This window comes from Arthrobacter sp. MDT2-3 (assembly GCF_059090465.1).
The window spans coordinates 72,773-91,288 of record NZ_JBNHFS010000002.1 but is presented as its reverse complement, the minus strand read 5'-3'; the positions used below and the strand labels follow the sequence as shown (position 1 = coordinate 91,288).

Sequence of the window (18,516 nt, the reverse complement as noted above, 5' to 3'; positions counted from 1 at the left end):
ACAGCTCCGCAAGCTTCGCCAGCAGCCAAAACAACGGGGGGAGAGGGGACGCTGGCCGGTCACCTAAACCGCCCCGCCCACCGGCAAACCAACTGGGTCCGCGCCCGCCCCCGTACTCATTTCCGCCGCTTGACAGACATAGAAGCGTCCACAGGCCCCACACCGCAATCGGAGGCCACCCGCCCATCAGCCGCTTAACCAACCTGCCTGGGCAGTACATCTAGCGCAGCGGGCGGGGACCCAGCGAGCCCCTCAGCTTCTCGGTCAACCTTCGCAACTCCTTCTGCTCAGCGGGGGTCAGGGCGGGGCCCATCAGGATGGAAATGTCCCGCACGTGCTCGCGCCCGATCTCTTTCTGCAGTTCCCGGCCGGCGTCCGTCAGCTGCAGGAGCACGCCCCGGCCGTCCTCCGGGGCAGGCATCCTGGCCACGAGCCCGCGCTTCTCCAGCCGCTCCACCAGTCGGCTGAGGCTGGACTGGCTCAGCAGGACGTTATCGTTGAGCTCGTTGAGGCGGAGCCATCCGGTGGGACAGCGTGAGAGCGTGAACAGGACGTCATACTCGTTCACCGCGAGCTTCCGGAACGCCGGGCCGGACTGCAGCTTGCGCATCACGGCCACCTGGGCCCGGAACAGCGACTCCCAGGTTTCCGCGGCGAGGCGGACCGGTGACTCTGCATCCCTGGCGGCCATCATGCCTCAGCAGCGGACTTTTCGGCGTCCTGGGCTGCCAGCAGTGCAGCCACCCGGCCGGCGTGGGTAGGCGGTTCGGGAATGTGGGCCGGCTTGCGGGCCGCATATTCCTTGCGCAGGACGGGCAGGACTTCCTCGCCGAACAGGTCCAGCTGCTCCAGGACGGTTTTCAGCGGCAGGCCCGCGTGGTCGATGAGGAACAGTTGCCGCTGGTAATCGCCGAAGTACTCCCGGAACGTCAGGGTCTTTTCGATGACTTCCTGCGGGCTGCCGACGGTCAGCGGCGTCTGCGAAGTGAAGTCCTCCAGGGACGGGCCGTGACCGTAAACCGGAGCGTTGTCGAAGTACGGGCGGAACTCCTTGACGGCATCCTGGGAGTTCTTCCGCATGAAGAACTGGCCGCCCAGTCCCACGATCGCCTGGTCTGCCTTCCCGTGGCCGTAGTGCTCGTAGCGCTCACGGTACAGGCCGATCAGCTGCTGGTAGTGCTCCTTGGGCCAGAAGATGTTGTTGGCGAAGAAGCCGTCGCCAAAGTATGCAGCCACTTCGGCAATCTGCGGGGTGCGGATGGAGCCGTGCCACACGAAGGGGGCGACGCCGTCGAGCGGTCGGGGGGTGGATGTGAAGTTCTGCAGCGGGGTGCGGAACTTTCCGGACCAGTTCACGGTGTCCTCGTCCCACAGCTTGCGCAGCAGGCTGTAGTTCTCGATCGCAAGCTCGACGCCGTCCTGGATGTTCTTGCCGAACCACGGATAGACGGGAGCCGTATTGCCGCGACCCAGGACCAGGTCCACCCGGCCGTCGGCGAGGTGCTGGAGCATCGCGAAGTCTTCGGCGATCTTCACGGGATCATTGGTGGTGATCAGCGTGGTGGCCGTGGACAGGGTGATGCGTTCGGTCTGCGCCGCGATGTAGGCAAGGGTGGTGGTGGGGGAGGAGGAGAAGAACGGCCGGTTGTGGTGCTCGCCCAGGGCGTAGACATCCATGCCGATTTCCTCGACCTTTTTGGCGATGGCGACGGAGGCCTTGATGCGTTCGTTCTCGGTGGGGGTCCGGCCCGTGGTGGGGTCCGTGGTGATGTCGCTGACGCTGAAAACACCGATCTGCATGATGTGCCTTTCCGTTGCTTGGACTTGCTGGCCTTGGTTCCAGTATAGGCCAATGTAGATGCATTTGCATCTATCGCCGGATACAACGCTGCCGGCTGGAAAATATTCCGCTTTTGCTATTCGGGGCTTCCGGGTGCGGCGCGGCGCCCGCTGACCTTGGGGACCATCCCGGTGGTCCAGTCGCGGAACTCTTCGTCCATGTCCGCTCCGGGGCCAAACTCCGGGCGTTCCTGCAGTTCCCGGAGCAGCGCCTTCCGTTCGCGGCGGCCCTCCACCAGGCGGTACAGCACAGGCACCAGTACCAAGGTCAGAGCTGTAGAGGAGATGAGCCCGCCAATCACCACAACGGCCAGCGGCTGCGAAATGAAGCCGCCGCCGCCCGTGAGGCCCAGCGCCATAGGGGTGAGGGCAAAGACGGTGGCCAGGGCGGTCATGAGGATCGGGCGGAGCCGCTGGCGGGCACCATGCGTGATGGCATCAGCCACGTTCATTCCCGGCCGGCCGTCGCGCGGTTGCCGGTACTGGTTGATGAGGTCGATGAGCACAATGGCGTTGGTGACCACGATTCCCACCAGCATCAGCATGCCGATCAGCGAGGGCAGTCCCAACGGGACCCCCGTCACCAGGAGCAGGGCAACGGCACCGGTGGCCGCGAACGGCACCGAGACCAGCAGGATCAGCGGCTGGATCAGCGACTTGAAGGTGGCCACCATAATCACATAGACGATGGCGATGGCGGCCAGCAGGGCGAGCCCGAGTTGCTGGAATGACTCCTGTTGCTGGGTGGTGGCACCGCCGAGTTCAGCGGTGACTCCGGCCGGGAGCTGGACGTCCGCCAGGCGTTTCTGGACTTCCGCGTTGACCGCACCCAGGTTGGACTCCGACGGCGTCACGGAGACACGCGCTGTGCGCTGGCCATTGCTGGCGGTGATGGATACCGGCACGTCCGCCTGTTCCACCGATGCGATGCTGGCCAGCGGGACGGGCCCGCTGGCGGCAGGCAGGGGGATGCGGCGGACAGCGTCAATGCTCGTGAACCTGGTGCCCTGGCCGATTTGGACCGGGAAATCCTCCGTGTCGATCCGTACTGTTCCGGCGGGGATGGGGCTGATGGTTGACGCGAGGACGCCTGCCACCTGCTCTTCGTCGAGCCCCGCAGCCACAGCTTTCGCCCGGTCCACTTTCACCTGAACCACCGGCTGGCTGGCTGCAAGGTTGGTGGCGACCTCGCTGGTGCCCGGAACGCCGGTCATGGCCTGGACCATGGTGTCGCTTGCTGCCTGCAGGTCCGCCGTGGTGGCGGCTTTGATGGTGATGTCCACGGTGGACGAAGTCCCGAAACCGCCCTGTTGGGTGCCCACGGAAACCTTCCCGGAGTCGGGCACCTTTGTCAGTTCGTTCCGCACCGTCTCCTGCAGTTGCTCCTGGTCTGCCTTTTCATCCGTCACCACGGTGAACGTTGAGTTGGAGGAGCCGGTGGAGGTGAGCGCCGCAAAGCCGGCCTGGGCGTTGCCCGACGTCACCTGGACGTCCCGGACGCCGTCGATCCCGCGCAGGACCTCCTCGAGGCGGATGGCCGCGGCGCTCGTGTCCGCCAGGCTGGTACCCGCGGGGAGCACCTGACGGACGGTCAGGCTGTTCTGGCCGGAATTGCCCAGCAGGTTGGTGGCTAGCAGCGGGGTCATGGCGGCGGTCGCGCCGAGGACCAGGCCGGCGGCCACAAGGGTGATCACGGGATGCTTCTGGGTCTTGGACAGGACGGGCAGGTACCCCCGCTGCAGCCTGCTGCGCTGTTCCGCTTCCTGGGCTTTGGCCCGGGCACCGGCTGCGTTCTGCCGGACTGCGTCGCTCCCAGCGGAACTGCCGGGATTCCGCAGGAACCAGTACGCCAGCACGGGAACGATGGTCAGCGAGACCAGCAGGGAGGCCAGCAACGCCATGGTGACTGTGAGTGCGAACGGCCTGAACAGTTCGCCGGCCAGTTCACCTACGAAGGCGATGGGGAGGAAAACGGCCACGGTGGTGAGGGTGGATGCCGTGATGGCGCCGGCCACTTCCCTGATGGCCGTCAGGATGGCGGTGACTTTATCTTCCCCGTAGCTGAGGTGCCGCTTGATGTTTTCGATGACCACGATAGAGTCGTCCACCACCCGGCCGATGGCTATGGTGAGGGCGCCGAGCGTGAGGATGTTCAGCGAGTAGCCGGTGGCTGACAGGCCGATGAAGGTGATCAGGAGCGAGAGCGGGATGGATACGGCCGTTACCAGCGTGGACCGGGCAGACATCAGGAACACCAGGATGACCGCAACGGCGAAGCCCAGTCCCAGCAGGCCCTCGGTGGTGAGGTCCTTGATGGATTTTTCGATGAAAGGGGCCTGGTCGAATACCGGCGTGAACTTCGCGTTCGAACCCAGTTCGGCTTCAAGTTCGGCAAGTGTGTCTCGCACGGCATGCGAGATGCCAACGGTATCGCCTTCGGGTTTTTTGGTGACGGAGACGGCGAGCGTTTCCTCGCCGTTGGTCCGCGTGATGGAGGTTCGTTCGTCGTCTTTGAGCGAGACGTCGGCCACAGTGCCGATGGTGGCGGCGTTCTTTGCCCCGGCGAGGGGGAGTGCCTTGATCGCGTCCAGTGAATCCACCGGGCTGCCGATCTGAAGGGACAGTGTTTTGCCCTGCTCTTCAAGGGTCCCGGCCGGAACCAGGGCGCCGTTGTTGCCCAATGCATCGCGGATGGCGGCGATGGTGGCGCCGGCCGAAGCCATGGCCTCCGGGCGGGGGAGGATCTCGATGTGCTGGGTGGCCCCGCCGGTCACGTCGGCGCCCCGGACGCCGTCGATCTTCTGCAACCGGGGCACGCTCAGGCGCTGCAGGTCTGCGTTGAGTTCGCTCAGCGTCTTGTCCGAGGACACCGCCAGGAACACGATGGGGAAATCGTTAATGCTGCCGGCGAAGGCCTGCGGCTGTACATCCTCTGGCAGGGACCGCTTGGCGTTGGAGATGGCGCGGTCGATCTGGTTCCGGGCCCGGTCCAGGTTGGACCCGTACGTGAAGACCATAGTGATCTGCGAGACGCCGTTGCGCGACGTGGAGGAGGTGGATTCCAGCCCCTCCACGCCGTTCAGCGCGGTCTCCAGCGGCCCGCTGACCTGTTTGTCCACCACCTCCGGGGAGGCCCCCGGCATGGCAGTCAGCACCGTGATCTGGGGAAACTCGATCGAAGGGATGAGTTCCTGCTTCAGCGACGACATGGTGATCACGCCGAAGACGGAAGCGAAAACGGTGACGAGAGCGATCAATGCCCGGTTTGCCAGTGAGAGTTGTGCCAGCCGGAACATTAAATCGGTCTCCTGTGGGGTTTAACGTACTGTTGCGGTACCGGAAGCCGGCCACATACCCCGGCAGGGGTCAGTGGTTGGCGGAAACGCTCTCCAGCTGGAGGGACCTGGCCGTTGCCCTTTCGAGCTCCATCGCAAGGTCCGGGTTGTCGTCAAGCTTGACGCCGTAGCCGGGCATCATGTCCTTCAGCTTGGACTGCCAGCCCTTGAAATTCTTCGGGAACGCCTTCCTCAGCAGTTCGATCATGATGGGCACCGCGGTGGAGGCCCCGGGCGAAGCACCGAGGAGTGCGCCGATGGAGCCGTCACGGCCGGCGATCACTTCAGTGCCGAACTGAAGGACACCGCCCTTCTGCGGGTCTTTCTTAATGATCTGTACACGCTGGCCGGCCGTGATCAGTTCCCAGTCGCCTGCTTTGGCTTCCGGGTAGTACTCGCGAAGCGCCTCCACCTTGTCGGCGTGCTTCTTGGCCACTTCCTTGACCAGGTATGCCGTGAGGTCCATGTTGTCCTTGGCGACAGCCAGCATCGGGATGATGTTGCTGGGCCGGATGGACAGGGGAAGGTCCAGGTAGGAGCCGCTTTTCAGGAAGTTGGTGGAGAAGCCGGCGTAGGGGCCGAAGAGCAGGGAACGCTTGCCGTTGACGTACCGGGTGTCCAGGTGCGGCACGGACATGGGGGGAGCGCCAACCGACGCCTGGCCGTACACCTTGGCGCTGTGCTGCGCCGCCAGAGTCTCGTCCGTGCAGCGGAAGAACTGCCCGGAGACCGGGAACCCGCCGTAGCCCTTGCTTTCCGGGATGCCGGAGGCCTGCAGCAGGTGGAGCGCACCACCGCCGGCGCCAACAAAGACGAACTTGGCGTGGATCTTGCCGTGCTCCCCGGACTTGGGGTACTTCAGTGAAAGGTTCCAGCCGCCGTCGGACGCCCTGGAGATACCGGTGACGTCGTGGCTGTAATTGATTTCGACGCCGTTGTTCCCCAGGTAAGTGGTCAGCTCCCGGGTGAGTGCCCCGAAGTCAACATCGGTGCCCTCGGCGGCGCGGGTGGCAGCGATCCGCTGTTTGGGGTCACGGCCCTTCACGATCAGCGGAGCCCACTTGCCGATCTGGCCGTGGTCTTCCGAGTACTCCATGCTGCGGAACAGGGCGTGCGGCTTGAGGGCCTCGTAGCGGGTCTTCAGGAACTTGGTGTTCTCCTCGCCGATCACGAAACTCATGTGCGGCACGGTGTTGATGAAGCCCTTGGGCGAACCGATCAGGGACTGGTCCACAAGGTGTGACCAGAACTGGCGGGAAAGCTGGAACTGCTCGTTGATGAGCAGTGCTTTGCCGGGGTCCACCGAGCCGTCTTTGGCTGCGGGGGAGTAGTTGAGTTCACACAGGGCGGCGTGGCCGGTTCCGGCGTTGTTCCACGGGCCGGAGCTTTCCAGCCCGGGCTCGTCCAGCCGCTCGAACATGGAGATGGTCCAGTCCGGTTCCAACTGCTTGATGAATGCCCCCAGCGTGGCGCTCATGATGCCGCCGCCAATCAGGACGACGTCGGCATGTGGGGTCTTGGAAATGAAGGTCACGATCAGTCTCCGATTGCAGCGGCTCTGGCTGTCACAGAATATCCCCGGGCAGCCCTACTACTGAAATTGGACGGGCCCGTCAAGGCTTCAGTTGCACTTTGGTGAAAACTTCATTTAAGACAGGCGACGCCGGATAGCTCAGCACCCGGTCCGACAGGGCCAGTGCCGAGATGGGGAAGGCTATGGGCACCGCGGGGACGGACGCAGCGATCTGGGCGTTGATGGTGTGATATTGCTCATCGCGTTCCTCTCCCTCCGGCAACCCGCGTGCGCGGTTGATTTTGGAAAAGACCTGCGGGTCCTGGTAACCGAACTCGCCGTTTTTCTCCCCGAACAGGGGGCCAACGAAGTTGTCGGCGTCGGAGTATGAGCCGTTCCACCCCAGCAGGTGCAGCGCGTGGTCCCCAGGGGACTGGACCCTTTGGAGGTAGCCGTCAGACCAGTCGATGGGAACCGGCTGGATGTTGAGCCCTACCGCCGTGAGCTGGCGGCTGATTTCGGCGTATACCTTCTCCGGCGTTGGAAGGTAAGGCCGGGTGACGTTCATCGGATAGTAGAACCTCAGCGCTTCGCCGGCGTAGCCGCCCTCCTTGAGGTACTCCCTGGCCTTCGTTGGATCATGGCCCAGTGCGGGGGCGTCGTTGTTGAACCCGCTGATTTTGGGCGGGACAAACTGGGTTGCCTCGGCGGTGTTGTCGATGAAGAACCTGCGGATCAGCGTCTCTTTGTCGATAGCCATCTCGATGGCCTGCCGGATTTTCTGGTTCTGCAGGACCGGAATCTCCTGGTTGATCCCCAGGTACATCACCGAGAACGGATCGCGCTGCACAATCTGTTTTCCGCGCTTCACCAGCTGGTCGAAGTTGCCCACCGTGACGGCGTCGTATCCGTCGATCTTGCCGTCCAACAGGGCCTGGAGACGCGCCTGGGGATGGTTGTAGGCCACGAAGTTGATGGTGCCGATCTGTCCGCGATCCCCCCAGTAGGTCGCGTTGCTGGTGAGGGTGACGCTTCCTTCATCCCAGGACTTCAGGCTGAAGGGCCCTGTTCCCACCGGGTTCGTGCCGAAGGCGGATACGGCCTGGCCGCCCCGGTTTTGGTCCAGCACATCGGCGTTGCCCGCGGCCAGTGCTGCGGGGGAGGCGATGGCGAAGGCCGGCAGGGTCAGAGCCTGCAGGAAAGCGGTAAAACGCTGGGAGAGGTCGATCTGCACGGTGTCCTGCGACAAGGCGGTACAGCTCTTGAAGATGGACAGCTGCGGCTCGTCGGAGTGTGCCTTGAAAACGCCCTTGAAAGAGCTGCCGGGAGCCTGCCGGCGCAGGTCCTCGGAGAAGGCAAACCACCGGTTGAAATTGGTGCAGACCGCGTCGGCGTTGAACGGGGTGCCGTCCGAGAATATGACGCCGCTGCGCAGCTTGAATGTGTAGGACCGGCCCTCATTGGACTCGCTCCACTCGGTGGCGAGCAACGGGGTGGGCTTCCCTGTGGTCTGGTCCACTCCCACCAATCCCTCGAGGATCTGCCGGGTGATGCGCTGGGACTCAACGTCGCTGGAGAGTGCGGGGTCCAAGCCCAGCGGCTGCACTGCGGTGCCGAAGTTGAACGTGAACGTGGGCTCGGCAGTGGCGGTGGGGGCCGGCGAGGTTGACGACGGCGAGGGGGCCGGAACACCGGTGCATGAGGTGACGCTCAACGCCAGGAGGACGGCGCCGGTCGTGATGACCGTACGCCGCGATGGACTGCTGGGCACTCGTTTATCACCTCTGGATATTGCCGCCCCCGCCAAGTGCGGGCCGAACCCAGTCTAGTTGACCCCATACCCCCGTTTACCGGCGGCCTTCGCTAAGGTGCCTGTCATGTGCGAAGGGCCGGGGCCCGGTCCTGTTGGATCGCGCCCCGGCCCTTCTGTGGGTTACTTCGGCATCAGCACCGAGTCGATCAGGTAGACCGTGGCGTTCTTCGTCTGGACGCCGCCGCAGATCACACTGGCGTCATCCACCTTGAGGGCATCGCCGCTGCCGGTCACCGTAACGGAACCGCCCTGGACCGTGGCGTGGGTGCCGGCGATCTTGTCGGGAGTGATCTGGCCCGGAACCACGTGGTAGGTCAGGATCTTGCTCAGGAGGGCGTCATCTGTCTTGAGGGTTTCGATGGTGGCTGCATCAATCTTCGCGAAGGCATCATCCACCGGTGCGAAGACCGTGAACTCTCCGCCGTTGAGGGTGTCCACCAGGTCCACCTTCGGGTTCAACTTGCCGGAAACCGCGGCCGTCAGGGTGGTAAGGATCGGATTGTTCGATGCTGCCACAGCCACTGGATCAAGTGCCATGCCTTCAACGGAGCCGGCGCCGGTGGGGACCTGCTCGGCGTACCCTGCGCAACCCGGACCAACCAGGTTTGCGGCCGGATCCATAGCGGCTGCGGAGGCGCTGGCTGACGGGGAAGGAGCCATGCTGGAAGCCGAGGGGGCGGCCGCCGGGGCGGAGGAAGTTGCGGTGCCGGCCGAGCCGCCACACGCTGTGAGGCTCAGCAGAGCTGCAGCTGCAACGCCTGCGACGGTGAAAGTTGTGCGCTTGATTGTCTGCATTTCGGTTTCTCCTTGGTTTTAGCGTTTCGCCTGGCCGCGGACCGGATGTCCGAAGCGTTGTGCGCGTCTGGCTGGTGGGCACCTGCCCTTGGCTGGTGTCTCAATGGGTATTCGGCAGTTGCGCGAATCCGGATGGGTCAAACGTCAAGGAGTTTTCGGCGGGGCCCGAATGAGTCGGTTTCCGGCCCCGGCACCGCGAGCGTGGGGCGGGCATTAACGAAAAGAGATCCCCCGGCCGGAGCCGAAGGATCTCTTTTCTCTTCAGTGTGCGCAAGGGGGGACTTGAACCCCCACGCCCGAAGGCACAGGAACCTAAATCCTGCGTGTCTGCCAATTTCACCACTCGCGCTTGGTCCCGGCAGCGCGTTTCAGACCGTCAATAACAGGGCTGCAAAACGTACGACGCCGGATGCCAGTTTTTATTGTAGCGTCGCGCAGGCGGGGCCTGCGTCAGCGGCGGTCCGGTCAGGCTTCCAGCTTCAGGTCCCGGCGCAGCTTGGCCACGTGTCCTGTAGCGCGGACGTTGTACTGGGCGAGCGCCACCTTCCCATCCGGATCAACCACGATGGTGGAACGAATCAGGCCCTGGTAGGTCTTGCCGTAGTTCTTCTTTTCGCCCCATGCCCCGTAGGCCTCGGCCACGGCATGGTCCTCGTCCGAAAGCAACGGGAAGCTGAGGGATTCCTGGGCGGCAAATTTCGCCAGTTTCTCCACCGGGTCAGGGGAGATGCCGAGCACGTCATACCCCGATGACTGCAGGGAGGCCAGGCTGTCGCGGAAATCGCAGGCCTCCTTGGTGCATCCCGGTGTTGACGCTGCGGGGTAGAAGTAGACGATGGTGTGGCGGCCCGGGCGCGGTGCCAGGCAGACGTCCTTACCGGCTGAATCCTTGAGCGTGAACGCGGGTGCGCCGTCACCGGTTACGAGTTTGTCAGCCAATGTTTTTCTCCTTGTCGCAGGCGGGACACACCAGCCTAGTAATCAGTCTGGAGGAGTGCTAATCGACACTTGGCTATACTTGCTGCTATGCCTGATATGGATCACTGGCCCACAGGGCGCCTCTTGTCCACTGCTGCGCGCCTCGTCGAACACTCATGGAACGAAAAACTCGGGGCTATAGGCCTTACCCATGCTGGTGTTATCGCTATTGAGGTTCTCAACGCGCAAGGACCTATGACACAGGCGCAGCTCGCCCAGTACGTGCGGGTTCAGGCGCAGACTATGGGTAAAACCCTTAGCAGGCTGGAGTCACACGGCCACATTGCGCGGGTCCGCAGCACGTCGGACCGCAGGAGCCATGTGGTGTCGCTCACCGAACGGGGCAAGGAAGCCGTTGCAGCTGCCGTGGAGATGGAGCGGTCGGTGCTGGCGGCAGCCACTATCGACCCCGACGTCCTGCGGCAGGAGCTCCAGGCAGTTGTCAGGGAACTGGCAAGCCAGTTTGGGTCGCCCACAACCGGAGCACTTCTGGACAACCCCTCCATGACCCCCTAAGCATCGCTGCCAGTACTGCCGGTGCCACCGGCATCCGGGCGTGATTCCAGCTTCCTGGCGAAGCTGGCGTCACGCCTTTCTTTTTCCCGGGGCCAGCGATGGCTGCCAGCCCGGCTATTGCGAATTGAACGCCAAAGGTACCGGATAAAACAAAACAGCCCCCGGCCCGCGTTTCCGCAAGCCGGAGGCTGTTTTCCCAGTGGTGCACCCCCCGGGACTTGAACCCGGAACCCATTGATTAAGAGTCAATTGCTCTGCCAATTGAGCTAGAGGTGCATCTTTTGTTTCGATCGTTTGGGGCTTTTTATTTCCCCGCTGATCTCCGCAACGACATGAAACTCTACACGAACTTTTGGTGCATGTGAAATCGAAGCCCGCCAGCACTCCCGGCTTGGCCCAATGGCGGTAAAACCAGCACAAAGTCGAGGTTTTCGTTGTTGGTCAGCAACCAAAACCGCCTTTGAGCGTGCGCGCTACGTCCCGGATCCGTCCGCGCTCCCGTGTGAAATGGGCCACAGGGGCGCCGGTCTCTTCCCTCGGCGGGGTGCCGGCGACGCCCGCCAGCCGGCGCCGGACCTGCTTTGCTGGATGTACAGCTAGATCCGCCTCCGCCTTGGCGCCCGAAATCCTGCGGCCTCCGCGTGGGCCGCAGTTTCAAACCACACTTCAGCACGGATCTGCTCATATTCGGGATGTCCCTCCTCGTAGTAGACCATCGCACCGGCATCCCCCTTGACCGTGTAGCCTGCCGGTCCGCTGCCGTCCGTCCCAGCGGACGCTGAGCCCGCGCCATACGGCTCTTGCGCCGCCAGGTGCCCTGCCGGCCCCTGCTCTCTCGCGGCAGCACCGCCCGTTGGGTCCTGGACGTGGTTGGCCCCGGTTTCCACCAGCGCAGAGGACTGCGCGCGCTCCCTCGTTTCTGCTGCTCCGGCATCGCTGGGGAGGTGGAGGCCGGCAGCGGCGGCATTCTCTTCGCTGTCATCGGGACCGGACGTGTTGCCAAAGGGGACAGGGGCGGAAACTGCCGTACCGGCGTCGTCCGCGTCTTCCACGGCCGCGGTCTCGGCGCCTGGAAGGGTGGGGGCGTGGGGTTCCGTGTACTCGGGGTGATGAACCGGCTGCGAGGTCCCGGCGCCATCACCGGCAGTTGCGGGCGGCGCGCCGGCCTGTGCCTGTGCGGGCGATGCCGGTGCGGCGCCTTCCCGGTGGCCGGCTCCCTCACGGACAGGGGCGGGTCCGGACGCCTCCGACCACTGGGTTTCCCATTCCGTCCCATCCTGGGCCCGGCCACCATCGGGGGCAGTTGCTTCTTCACGGTCCGTCCCGGCTCCGGTAGCGACAGCAGAGGCGCCCGCCCGGCTGTGGCCCTGCGCTGCGGCCGGAGCGCTTGCCGCCGGCGCCTTTGTCTCCGCCGGTTCATCTGCAGTGGTGGGCGCCGCGGGCTCGGCCGGGGCACCAAAACCGGCAGCCGTGGCAATTCCGGTAGTGCCTGCTGCTTCGGCCGAGGCCGCGGCGCTGCCGCCGGAGAGTGCTCCATCCGCGCGGTTTTCCCCCTCGCTGCTGCCCTTTTGGGCCTCGCCGGCATTGCGCTCGCCGGCATCACCTCGTGCAGCGGGGGATTTCTTGGCGTTCAGCCTCCACCACACAACACCTACCAGTACAGCGAGCAGAATGATCAAGAAGAAAGCTTCCATGGCAAGCCCTTCGGTCAGTTGGCAAGGTCCCTTTCCCTGACGCTACGTGGGGTCCACACTGCTGTCCAGCACCTTGACCGGCCCGAACGTCCCTCTGGGCGTCCCGCCAGCGGTGGCGTCCCTGGCGGGGAACCAGGGACGGATCCGTCGGATTCAAAGCAAGCGCCTTGGTGACCTCGACCACAAAAACGGTTGGGCATGTGCCTGCTCATCTCAATATTCGAGATGGCAGTCCACTATCTGATCGAAATAATCCCGTTTTTGCGCTTATCCGGAGCTTCGCGGTCGTTGCGCCCCTGCGTGGAGCCATAGAATTTCCCCTATGAGTGAGGACACCCAGATCGCGACCGACAACAAGCCTGACATCAAGCCCCGGAGCCGGGTAGTAACTGACGGCATCCACGCTGCCCCTGCGCGCGGTATGTTCCGTGCCGTTGGCATGGGCGACGATGACTTCGCCAAGCCCCAGGTCGGTGTCGCCAGTTCCTGGAACGAAATTACTCCCTGCAACCTCTCGCTGAACCGGCTCGCGCAGGGCGCCAAGGAAGGCGTGCATGCCGGCGGCGGGTTCCCCATGCAGTTCGGTACCATCTCCGTCTCGGACGGCATTTCCATGGGCCACGAAGGCATGCACTTCTCCCTGGTTTCCCGTGAAGTCATCGCCGACTCCGTGGAAACCGTGATGCAGGCCGAGCGCATCGACGGGTCGGTCCTGCTGGCAGGCTGCGACAAGTCCCTCCCGGGCATGCTGATGGCCGCTGCCCGCCTGGACCTGTCCAGTGTCTTCCTCTACGCCGGCTCCATCATGCCCGGCTGGGTGAAGCTTGAAGACGGCTCCGAAAAGGAAGTCACCCTCATCGATGCCTTCGAGGCCGTCGGTGCCTGCGCAGCCGGCAAGATGAGCATGGAAGACCTGACGCGCATCGAAAAGGCCATCTGCCCGGGCGAAGGTGCCTGTGGCGGCATGTACACGGCCAACACCATGGCCTGCATCGGCGAGGCCCTGGGCATGTCGCTGCCCGGCTCCGCCGCCCCGCCCTCGGCAGACCGCCGTCGTGATGAGTTCGCCCGCAAGTCCGGCGAAGCGGTGGTGAACCTGCTGCGCCTGGGCATCACCGCCCGCGACATCATGACCAAGAAGGCCTTCGAAAACGCCATCGCCGTCACCATGGCTTTCGGCGGCTCCACCAACGCCGTGCTGCACCTGCTGGCCATTGCCCGCGAGGCCGAGGTGGAGCTGACCCTCGATGACTTCAACCGCATCGGCGACCGGATTCCGCACCTCGGTGACCTGAAGCCGTTCGGCCGGTACGTGATGACGGACGTCGACAAAATCGGCGGCGTGCCCGTCATCATGCGCGCACTGCTCGACGCCGGCCTGCTGCACGGCGACTGCCTCACCGTCACCGGCAAGACCGTCGCCGAAAACCTTGAGGCCATCAACCCCCCGGATCTCGACGGCAAGATCCTGCGCGCGCTGGATAACCCGATCCACAAGACCGGCGGCATCACCATCCTCCACGGCTCCATGGCCCCCGAGGGCGCCGTGGTGAAGAGCGCCGGCTTCGACGCCGACGTTTTCGAAGGCACCGCCCGCGTTTTCGAGCGTGAACAGGGTGCCCTGGACGCGCTGGACAACGGGCAGATCCACGCCGGCGATGTCGTGGTCATCCGCTACGAAGGACCCAAGGGCGGGCCCGGCATGCGCGAAATGCTCGCCATCACCGGTGCCATCAAGGGTGCGGGGCTGGGCAAGGACGTCCTGCTGCTCACCGACGGGCGCTTCTCCGGCGGTACCACTGGCCTGTGTATCGGACACGTTGCTCCGGAAGCGGTGGACGGCGGCCCCATCGCCTTCGTCAAGGACGGGGACCGGATCCGCGTGGACATCGCAGCCCGCAGCTTCGACCTCCTGGTGGACGAGGCAGAGCTCGAAGCCCGCAAGGTGGGCTGGGAGCCGCTCCCCGCCCGGTACACCAAGGGCGTCCTGGCAAAGTACGCCAAGCTGGTGCACAGTGCCAGCACAGGTGCGTACTGCGGTTGATACCTTCCCCTTGCGTGGGGCGCTGAGCGCCCCCGCAAGGGCCCCGCGGCATCCGCCTTATCAAGCCCTTCCGGGCCGGGGGATGAGCTGAAGGTTTTGATCCCTTTCGCTAAAGAGATCAAAAGGTGGACAATGATGTCCACATGGTGAGATCGGGTAGCGCCTCGTTGACACGTATCTCACCAGAGGGAAAACTGAACGCATGACCTTCGTTACCGGCACCGTCGTCGTCCTTACCCAGCGCGTGGCACATTAGCCAGGTAACGAACCGTCACGCGCAACCCCTCGAAGAGCCGCCAGGCTGAGGGGTTTTTTTATTTCCCGCAGTTTCCACGAACCACAGATGATCCACAAGGAAGAGTCCGATGAGCAAAGGATCGCCGATCAGCCCCTCGCTGATGGCTACTAAGTCCGCTGGAGCCGCCAAGGCTCCGGAACGCGCCGACCGGACGGCCGACCACGCCGTCGTCGTCGCCGACCTTGCTGCTGCCTCTCCTGTCCTTGGGCCGAACAACGTTGTACCCCCAACGGTGATGACCGGCTCGCAAGCTATTGTCCGCTCGCTCGAAGAACTCGGCGTCGACGATATTTTCGGTTTGCCCGGTGGCGCGATCCTGCCCACCTATGACCCCTTGATGGCCTCCAGCATGAACCACGTCCTGGTCCGTCACGAACAGGGAGCCGGCCACGCCGCGCAAGGCTACGCCATGGTTACCGGGCGGGTGGGCGTTTGTATCGCCACCTCGGGTCCGGGCGCCACCAACCTCGTCACCGCCATCATGGATGCCCACATGGACTCTGTGCCGCTGGTGGCCATCACCGGCCAGGTGTCCAGCGGGGTCATCGGCACTGACGCCTTCCAGGAGGCTGACATCGTGGGCATCACCATGCCCATCACCAAGCACTCCTTCCTGGTGACCGACCCCAACGACATTCCGCACGTAATGGCTGAGGCGTTCCACCTCGCCTCCACCGGGCGCCCGGGACCTGTCCTCGTAGACGTGGCCAAGGACGCCCAGGTTGGCCAGATGACCTTCTCCTGGCCGCCTCGGATCGACCTGCCGGGCTACCGTCCGGTCACCCGGGGACACAACAAACAGGTACGCGAGGCTGCAAAGCTGATCGCCGCTGCCCGCAAGCCTGTCCTGTACGTGGGCGGCGGTGTGGTCAAGGCGCATGCCTCCGCCGAGCTGCTCGCACTCGCCGAGGCCACCGGAGCCCCGGTTGTGACCACGCTGATGGCCAAGGGTGTCTTCCCGGACTCCCATCCCCAGCACATGGGGATGCCCGGCATGCACGGCACCGTCTCTGCCGTGACCGCCCTGCAGCAGTCAGACCTCCTGATCACCCTCGGTGCCCGTTTCGATGACCGCGTTACCGGCGTGCTGAAGACCTTCGCGCCCATGGCGAAGGTAATCCACGCCGACATCGACCCTGCAGAGATCTCCAAGAACCGCACCGCCGACGTCCCCATCGTTGGTTCCGTCAAGGAAATCATTCCGGAGCTCACCGAAGCCGTGCGCGCCCAGTTCGAGGCTGCAGGCACTCCGGACCTCACCACCTGGTGGGCATTCCTGAACAACCTCAAGGAAACCTACCCGCTGGGCTGGACCGAGCCGGACGATGGACTGACTGCACCGCAGAAGGTTATCGAGCGCATCGGTGCGCTGACCGGGCCGGAAGGCATTTACGTGGCGGGCGTCGGCCAGCACCAGATGTGGGCAGCACAGTTCATCAAGTACGAGCGCCCGCACGCCTGGCTGAACTCGGGCGGCGCCGGCACCATGGGCTATGCCGTCCCGGCTGCCATGGGTGCGAAGGTGGGCGAGCCGGACCGTGTGGTCTGGGCGATCGACGGCGACGGCTGCTTCCAGATGACCAACCAGGAACTGGCCACCTGCGCCATCAACAACATTCCCATCAAGGTTGCGGTCATCAACAACTCCTCACTGGGCATGGTGCGGCAGTGGCAGACCCTCTTCTACGAGGGCCGCTACTCGAACACGGACCTCAACACCGGCCACGACACTGTCCGCATCCCGGACTTCGTCAAGCTGGGGGAGGCCTACGGCTGCGCTTCGTTCCGCTGCGAACGCGATGAGGACATCGACGCCACCATCCAGAAAGCCCTCGAAATCAACGACCGCCCCGTGGTCATCGACTTCGTGGTGAGCCCCAACTCCATGGTGTGGCCGATGGTGCCCGCCGGCGTGAGCAACGACCAGATCCAGGTTGCCCGCAACATGACCCCGGAATGGGAAGAAGAGGACTGATCATGAGCCGCCACACACTCTCCGTCCTGGTTGAAGACAAACCCGGCGTGCTGACCCGCGTCGCCAGCCTCTTCGCCCGCCGGGCCTTTAACATCAACTCCCTGGCCGTTGGCCCCACCGAGGTCCCGGGCATCTCCCGGATGACCGTGGTGGTCGACGCCGACGGCGACCTCATCGAGCAGGTCACCAAGCAGCTCAACAAACTGATCAACGTCATCAAGATCGTTGAGCTGACCTCCGAATCTTCCGTACAGCGTGACCACATCCTGGTCAAAGTACGTGCGGATGCCGCAACACGTCTGCAGGTGACCCAGGCTGCAGACCTGTTCCGAGCCTCAGTGGTCGACGTCTCCACCGATTCCGTCGTCATTGAAGCAACCGGCCACCCCGAAAAGCTCACCGCACTGCTCTCAGTGCTCGAGCCCTTCGGCATCCGCGAAATTGTGCAGTCCGGCACCCTCGCCGTTGGACGGGGATCCCGCTCCATGAGTGACAGGGCGCTGCGTTCCGCCTAGGACACTGCCAAGGTTCCGCCTGGCATGACGCAACGCCCGTAACCGCACCACCAAAACACCTATCTACACATCCACTCAAGAGGAGTTACGCAAGTGACTGAAATGTTCTACGACGACGACGCCGACCTGACCATCATCCAGGGCCGCAAGGTTGCCATTGTTGGCTACGGCTCGCAGGGCCACGCGCACGCACTCAACCTGCGCGATTCCGGCGTCGAGGTCACCATCGCCCTGAAGGAAGGTTCCAGCTCGACCGCCAAGGCCGAGGACGCCGGCTTCACGGTCAAGAACGTCGCCGACGCCGCCGAATGGGCTGACGTCATCATGATCCTGGCACCGGACCAGCACCAGCGCTCGATCTACAACGACTCCATCAAGGACAAGCTGACCCCGGGCAAGGCCCTTGCCTTCGCCCACGGCTTCAACATCCGCTTTGGCTACATCCAGGCCCCGGAGGGCGTTGACGTCATCCTTGTTGCCCCGAAGGCTCCGGGCCACACCGTCCGCCGCGAGTTCGAGGCCGGCCGCGGCATCCCCGACATCATCGCCGTCGAGCAGGATGCTTCCGGCTCCGCCTGGGACCTGGCCAAGTCCTACGCCAAGGCAATCGGCGGCACCCGCGCCGGCGTCATCAAGACCACCTTCACCGAAGAGACCGAAACGGACCTCTTCGGCGAGCAGGCTGTCCTCTGCGGCGGCGTGTCCCAGCTGGTCCAGTACGGCTTCGAGACCCTGACCGAAGCCGGCTACCAGCCGCAGATCGCCTACTTCGAGGTGCTCCACGAGCTCAAGCTCATTGTTGACCTCATGTGGGAAGGCGGCATCGCCAAGCAGCGCTGGAGCGTTTCGGATACCGCAGAGTACGGCGACTACGTCTCCGGCCCGCGCGTTATCACCCCTGCGGTCAAGGAAAACATGCAGGCTGTCCTCGCCGACATCCAGTCCGGTGCCTTCGCCAAGCGCTTCATCGAAGACCAGGACAACGGCGGCGTCGAGTTCAAGGAACTGCGTGCCAAGGCTGAGCAGCACCCCATCGAGGCTGTTGGCCGCGAGCTGCGTTCCCTGTTCTCCTGGCAGCAGCAGGACGTGGACTACGTTGAAGGTTCCGCCGCCCGCTAAGGCTGCCCGTTGGGCGCCGCATAAAGGCAGCAGTGAGGCCGGGTTCACACTTAACAATGTGAGCCCGGCCTTTCCGTCGGCC

At 64.1% G+C, this 18,516-nt stretch carries 13 protein-coding genes and 2 tRNA genes; 5 read left to right on the top strand and 10 right to left on the bottom strand.

Going from position 1 to position 18,516, the window contains the following annotated elements; translation table 11 throughout:
• Positions 1-220: 220 nt before the first annotated feature.
• From AC5RUQ_RS06025 to bcp, 8 genes are all read right to left on the bottom strand, one after another.
• On the bottom strand, positions 221-691 hold the full coding sequence (locus tag AC5RUQ_RS06025; protein ID WP_493947168.1) for a MarR family winged helix-turn-helix transcriptional regulator: 471 nt from the start codon (positions 689-691) through the stop codon (positions 221-223).
• A complete protein-coding gene (locus AC5RUQ_RS06020; protein ID WP_157241868.1) occupies positions 691-1,800 on the bottom strand; it encodes an LLM class flavin-dependent oxidoreductase in 1,110 nt (369 codons plus the stop codon). Before AC5RUQ_RS06020 ends, AC5RUQ_RS06025 begins: the two co-directional genes overlap by 1 nt.
• A gap of 116 nt (positions 1,801-1,916) precedes the next feature.
• Positions 1,917-5,135, bottom strand: a complete 3,219-nt coding sequence (locus tag AC5RUQ_RS06015) for an efflux RND transporter permease subunit (RefSeq protein ID WP_493946474.1) — start codon at positions 5,133-5,135, stop codon at positions 1,917-1,919.
• Between the two features lie 70 nt (positions 5,136-5,205).
• Positions 5,206-6,708: a malate:quinone oxidoreductase gene (locus AC5RUQ_RS06010; RefSeq protein WP_493946473.1), complete on the bottom strand. Its 1,503-nt coding sequence runs from the start codon at positions 6,706-6,708 to the stop codon at positions 5,206-5,208.
• Positions 6,709-6,787: 79 nt separating this feature from the next.
• Positions 6,788-8,458, bottom strand: a complete 1,671-nt coding sequence (locus AC5RUQ_RS06005) for an ABC transporter substrate-binding protein (RefSeq protein WP_493946472.1) — start codon at positions 8,456-8,458, stop codon at positions 6,788-6,790.
• 162 nt (positions 8,459-8,620) lie between these two features.
• Positions 8,621-9,295: a fasciclin domain-containing protein gene (locus AC5RUQ_RS06000; RefSeq protein ID WP_493946470.1), complete on the bottom strand. Its 675-nt coding sequence runs from the start codon at positions 9,293-9,295 to the stop codon at positions 8,621-8,623.
• A gap of 267 nt (positions 9,296-9,562) precedes the next feature.
• Positions 9,563-9,644: transfer RNA gene (locus AC5RUQ_RS05995), tRNA-Leu, on the bottom strand.
• Positions 9,645-9,760: 116 nt separating this feature from the next.
• Positions 9,761-10,234 carry a thioredoxin-dependent thiol peroxidase gene (gene bcp / locus AC5RUQ_RS05990; protein WP_493946469.1) on the bottom strand — a complete coding sequence of 158 codons (474 nt, stop codon included), beginning with the start codon at positions 10,232-10,234 and terminating at the stop codon, positions 9,761-9,763.
• Positions 10,235-10,330: 96 nt separating this feature from the next.
• On the opposite strand from bcp, the gene AC5RUQ_RS05985 reads away from it, so the two are divergent.
• Positions 10,331-10,789: a MarR family winged helix-turn-helix transcriptional regulator gene (locus AC5RUQ_RS05985; RefSeq protein ID WP_493947167.1), complete on the top strand. Its 459-nt coding sequence runs from the start codon at positions 10,331-10,333 to the stop codon at positions 10,787-10,789.
• 200 nt (positions 10,790-10,989) lie between these two features.
• On the opposite strand, the gene AC5RUQ_RS05980 is transcribed toward AC5RUQ_RS05985, so the two are convergent.
• Positions 10,990-11,065, bottom strand: a tRNA-Lys gene (locus AC5RUQ_RS05980).
• A gap of 320 nt (positions 11,066-11,385) precedes the next feature.
• Positions 11,386-12,483 carry a sunset domain-containing protein gene (locus AC5RUQ_RS05975; protein WP_493946468.1) on the bottom strand — a complete coding sequence of 366 codons (1,098 nt, stop codon included), beginning with the start codon at positions 12,481-12,483 and terminating at the stop codon, positions 11,386-11,388.
• Between the two features lie 322 nt (positions 12,484-12,805).
• On the opposite strand from AC5RUQ_RS05975, the gene ilvD reads away from it, so the two are divergent.
• From ilvD to ilvC, 4 genes are all read left to right on the top strand, one after another.
• Positions 12,806-14,527 carry a dihydroxy-acid dehydratase gene (gene ilvD, locus AC5RUQ_RS05970; protein ID WP_461171714.1) on the top strand — a complete coding sequence of 574 codons (1,722 nt, stop codon included), beginning with the start codon at positions 12,806-12,808 and terminating at the stop codon, positions 14,525-14,527.
• A 365-nt stretch (positions 14,528-14,892) separates the two neighbouring features.
• A complete protein-coding gene (locus AC5RUQ_RS05965) occupies positions 14,893-16,800 on the top strand; it encodes an acetolactate synthase large subunit (protein WP_493946467.1) in 1,908 nt (635 codons plus the stop codon).
• A gap of 2 nt (positions 16,801-16,802) precedes the next feature.
• The gene (gene ilvN / locus AC5RUQ_RS05960; protein ID WP_050054685.1) at positions 16,803-17,315 is read left to right on the top strand and encodes an acetolactate synthase small subunit; all 513 of its coding nucleotides are present in this window, start codon (positions 16,803-16,805) and stop codon (positions 17,313-17,315) included.
• A 93-nt stretch (positions 17,316-17,408) separates the two neighbouring features.
• Positions 17,409-18,434 (top strand): ketol-acid reductoisomerase, encoded by a 1,026-nt coding sequence (ilvC, locus tag AC5RUQ_RS05955; RefSeq protein WP_493946465.1) that lies wholly within the window; start codon positions 17,409-17,411, stop codon positions 18,432-18,434.
• The last annotated feature ends 82 nt before the right edge of the window (positions 18,435-18,516 follow it).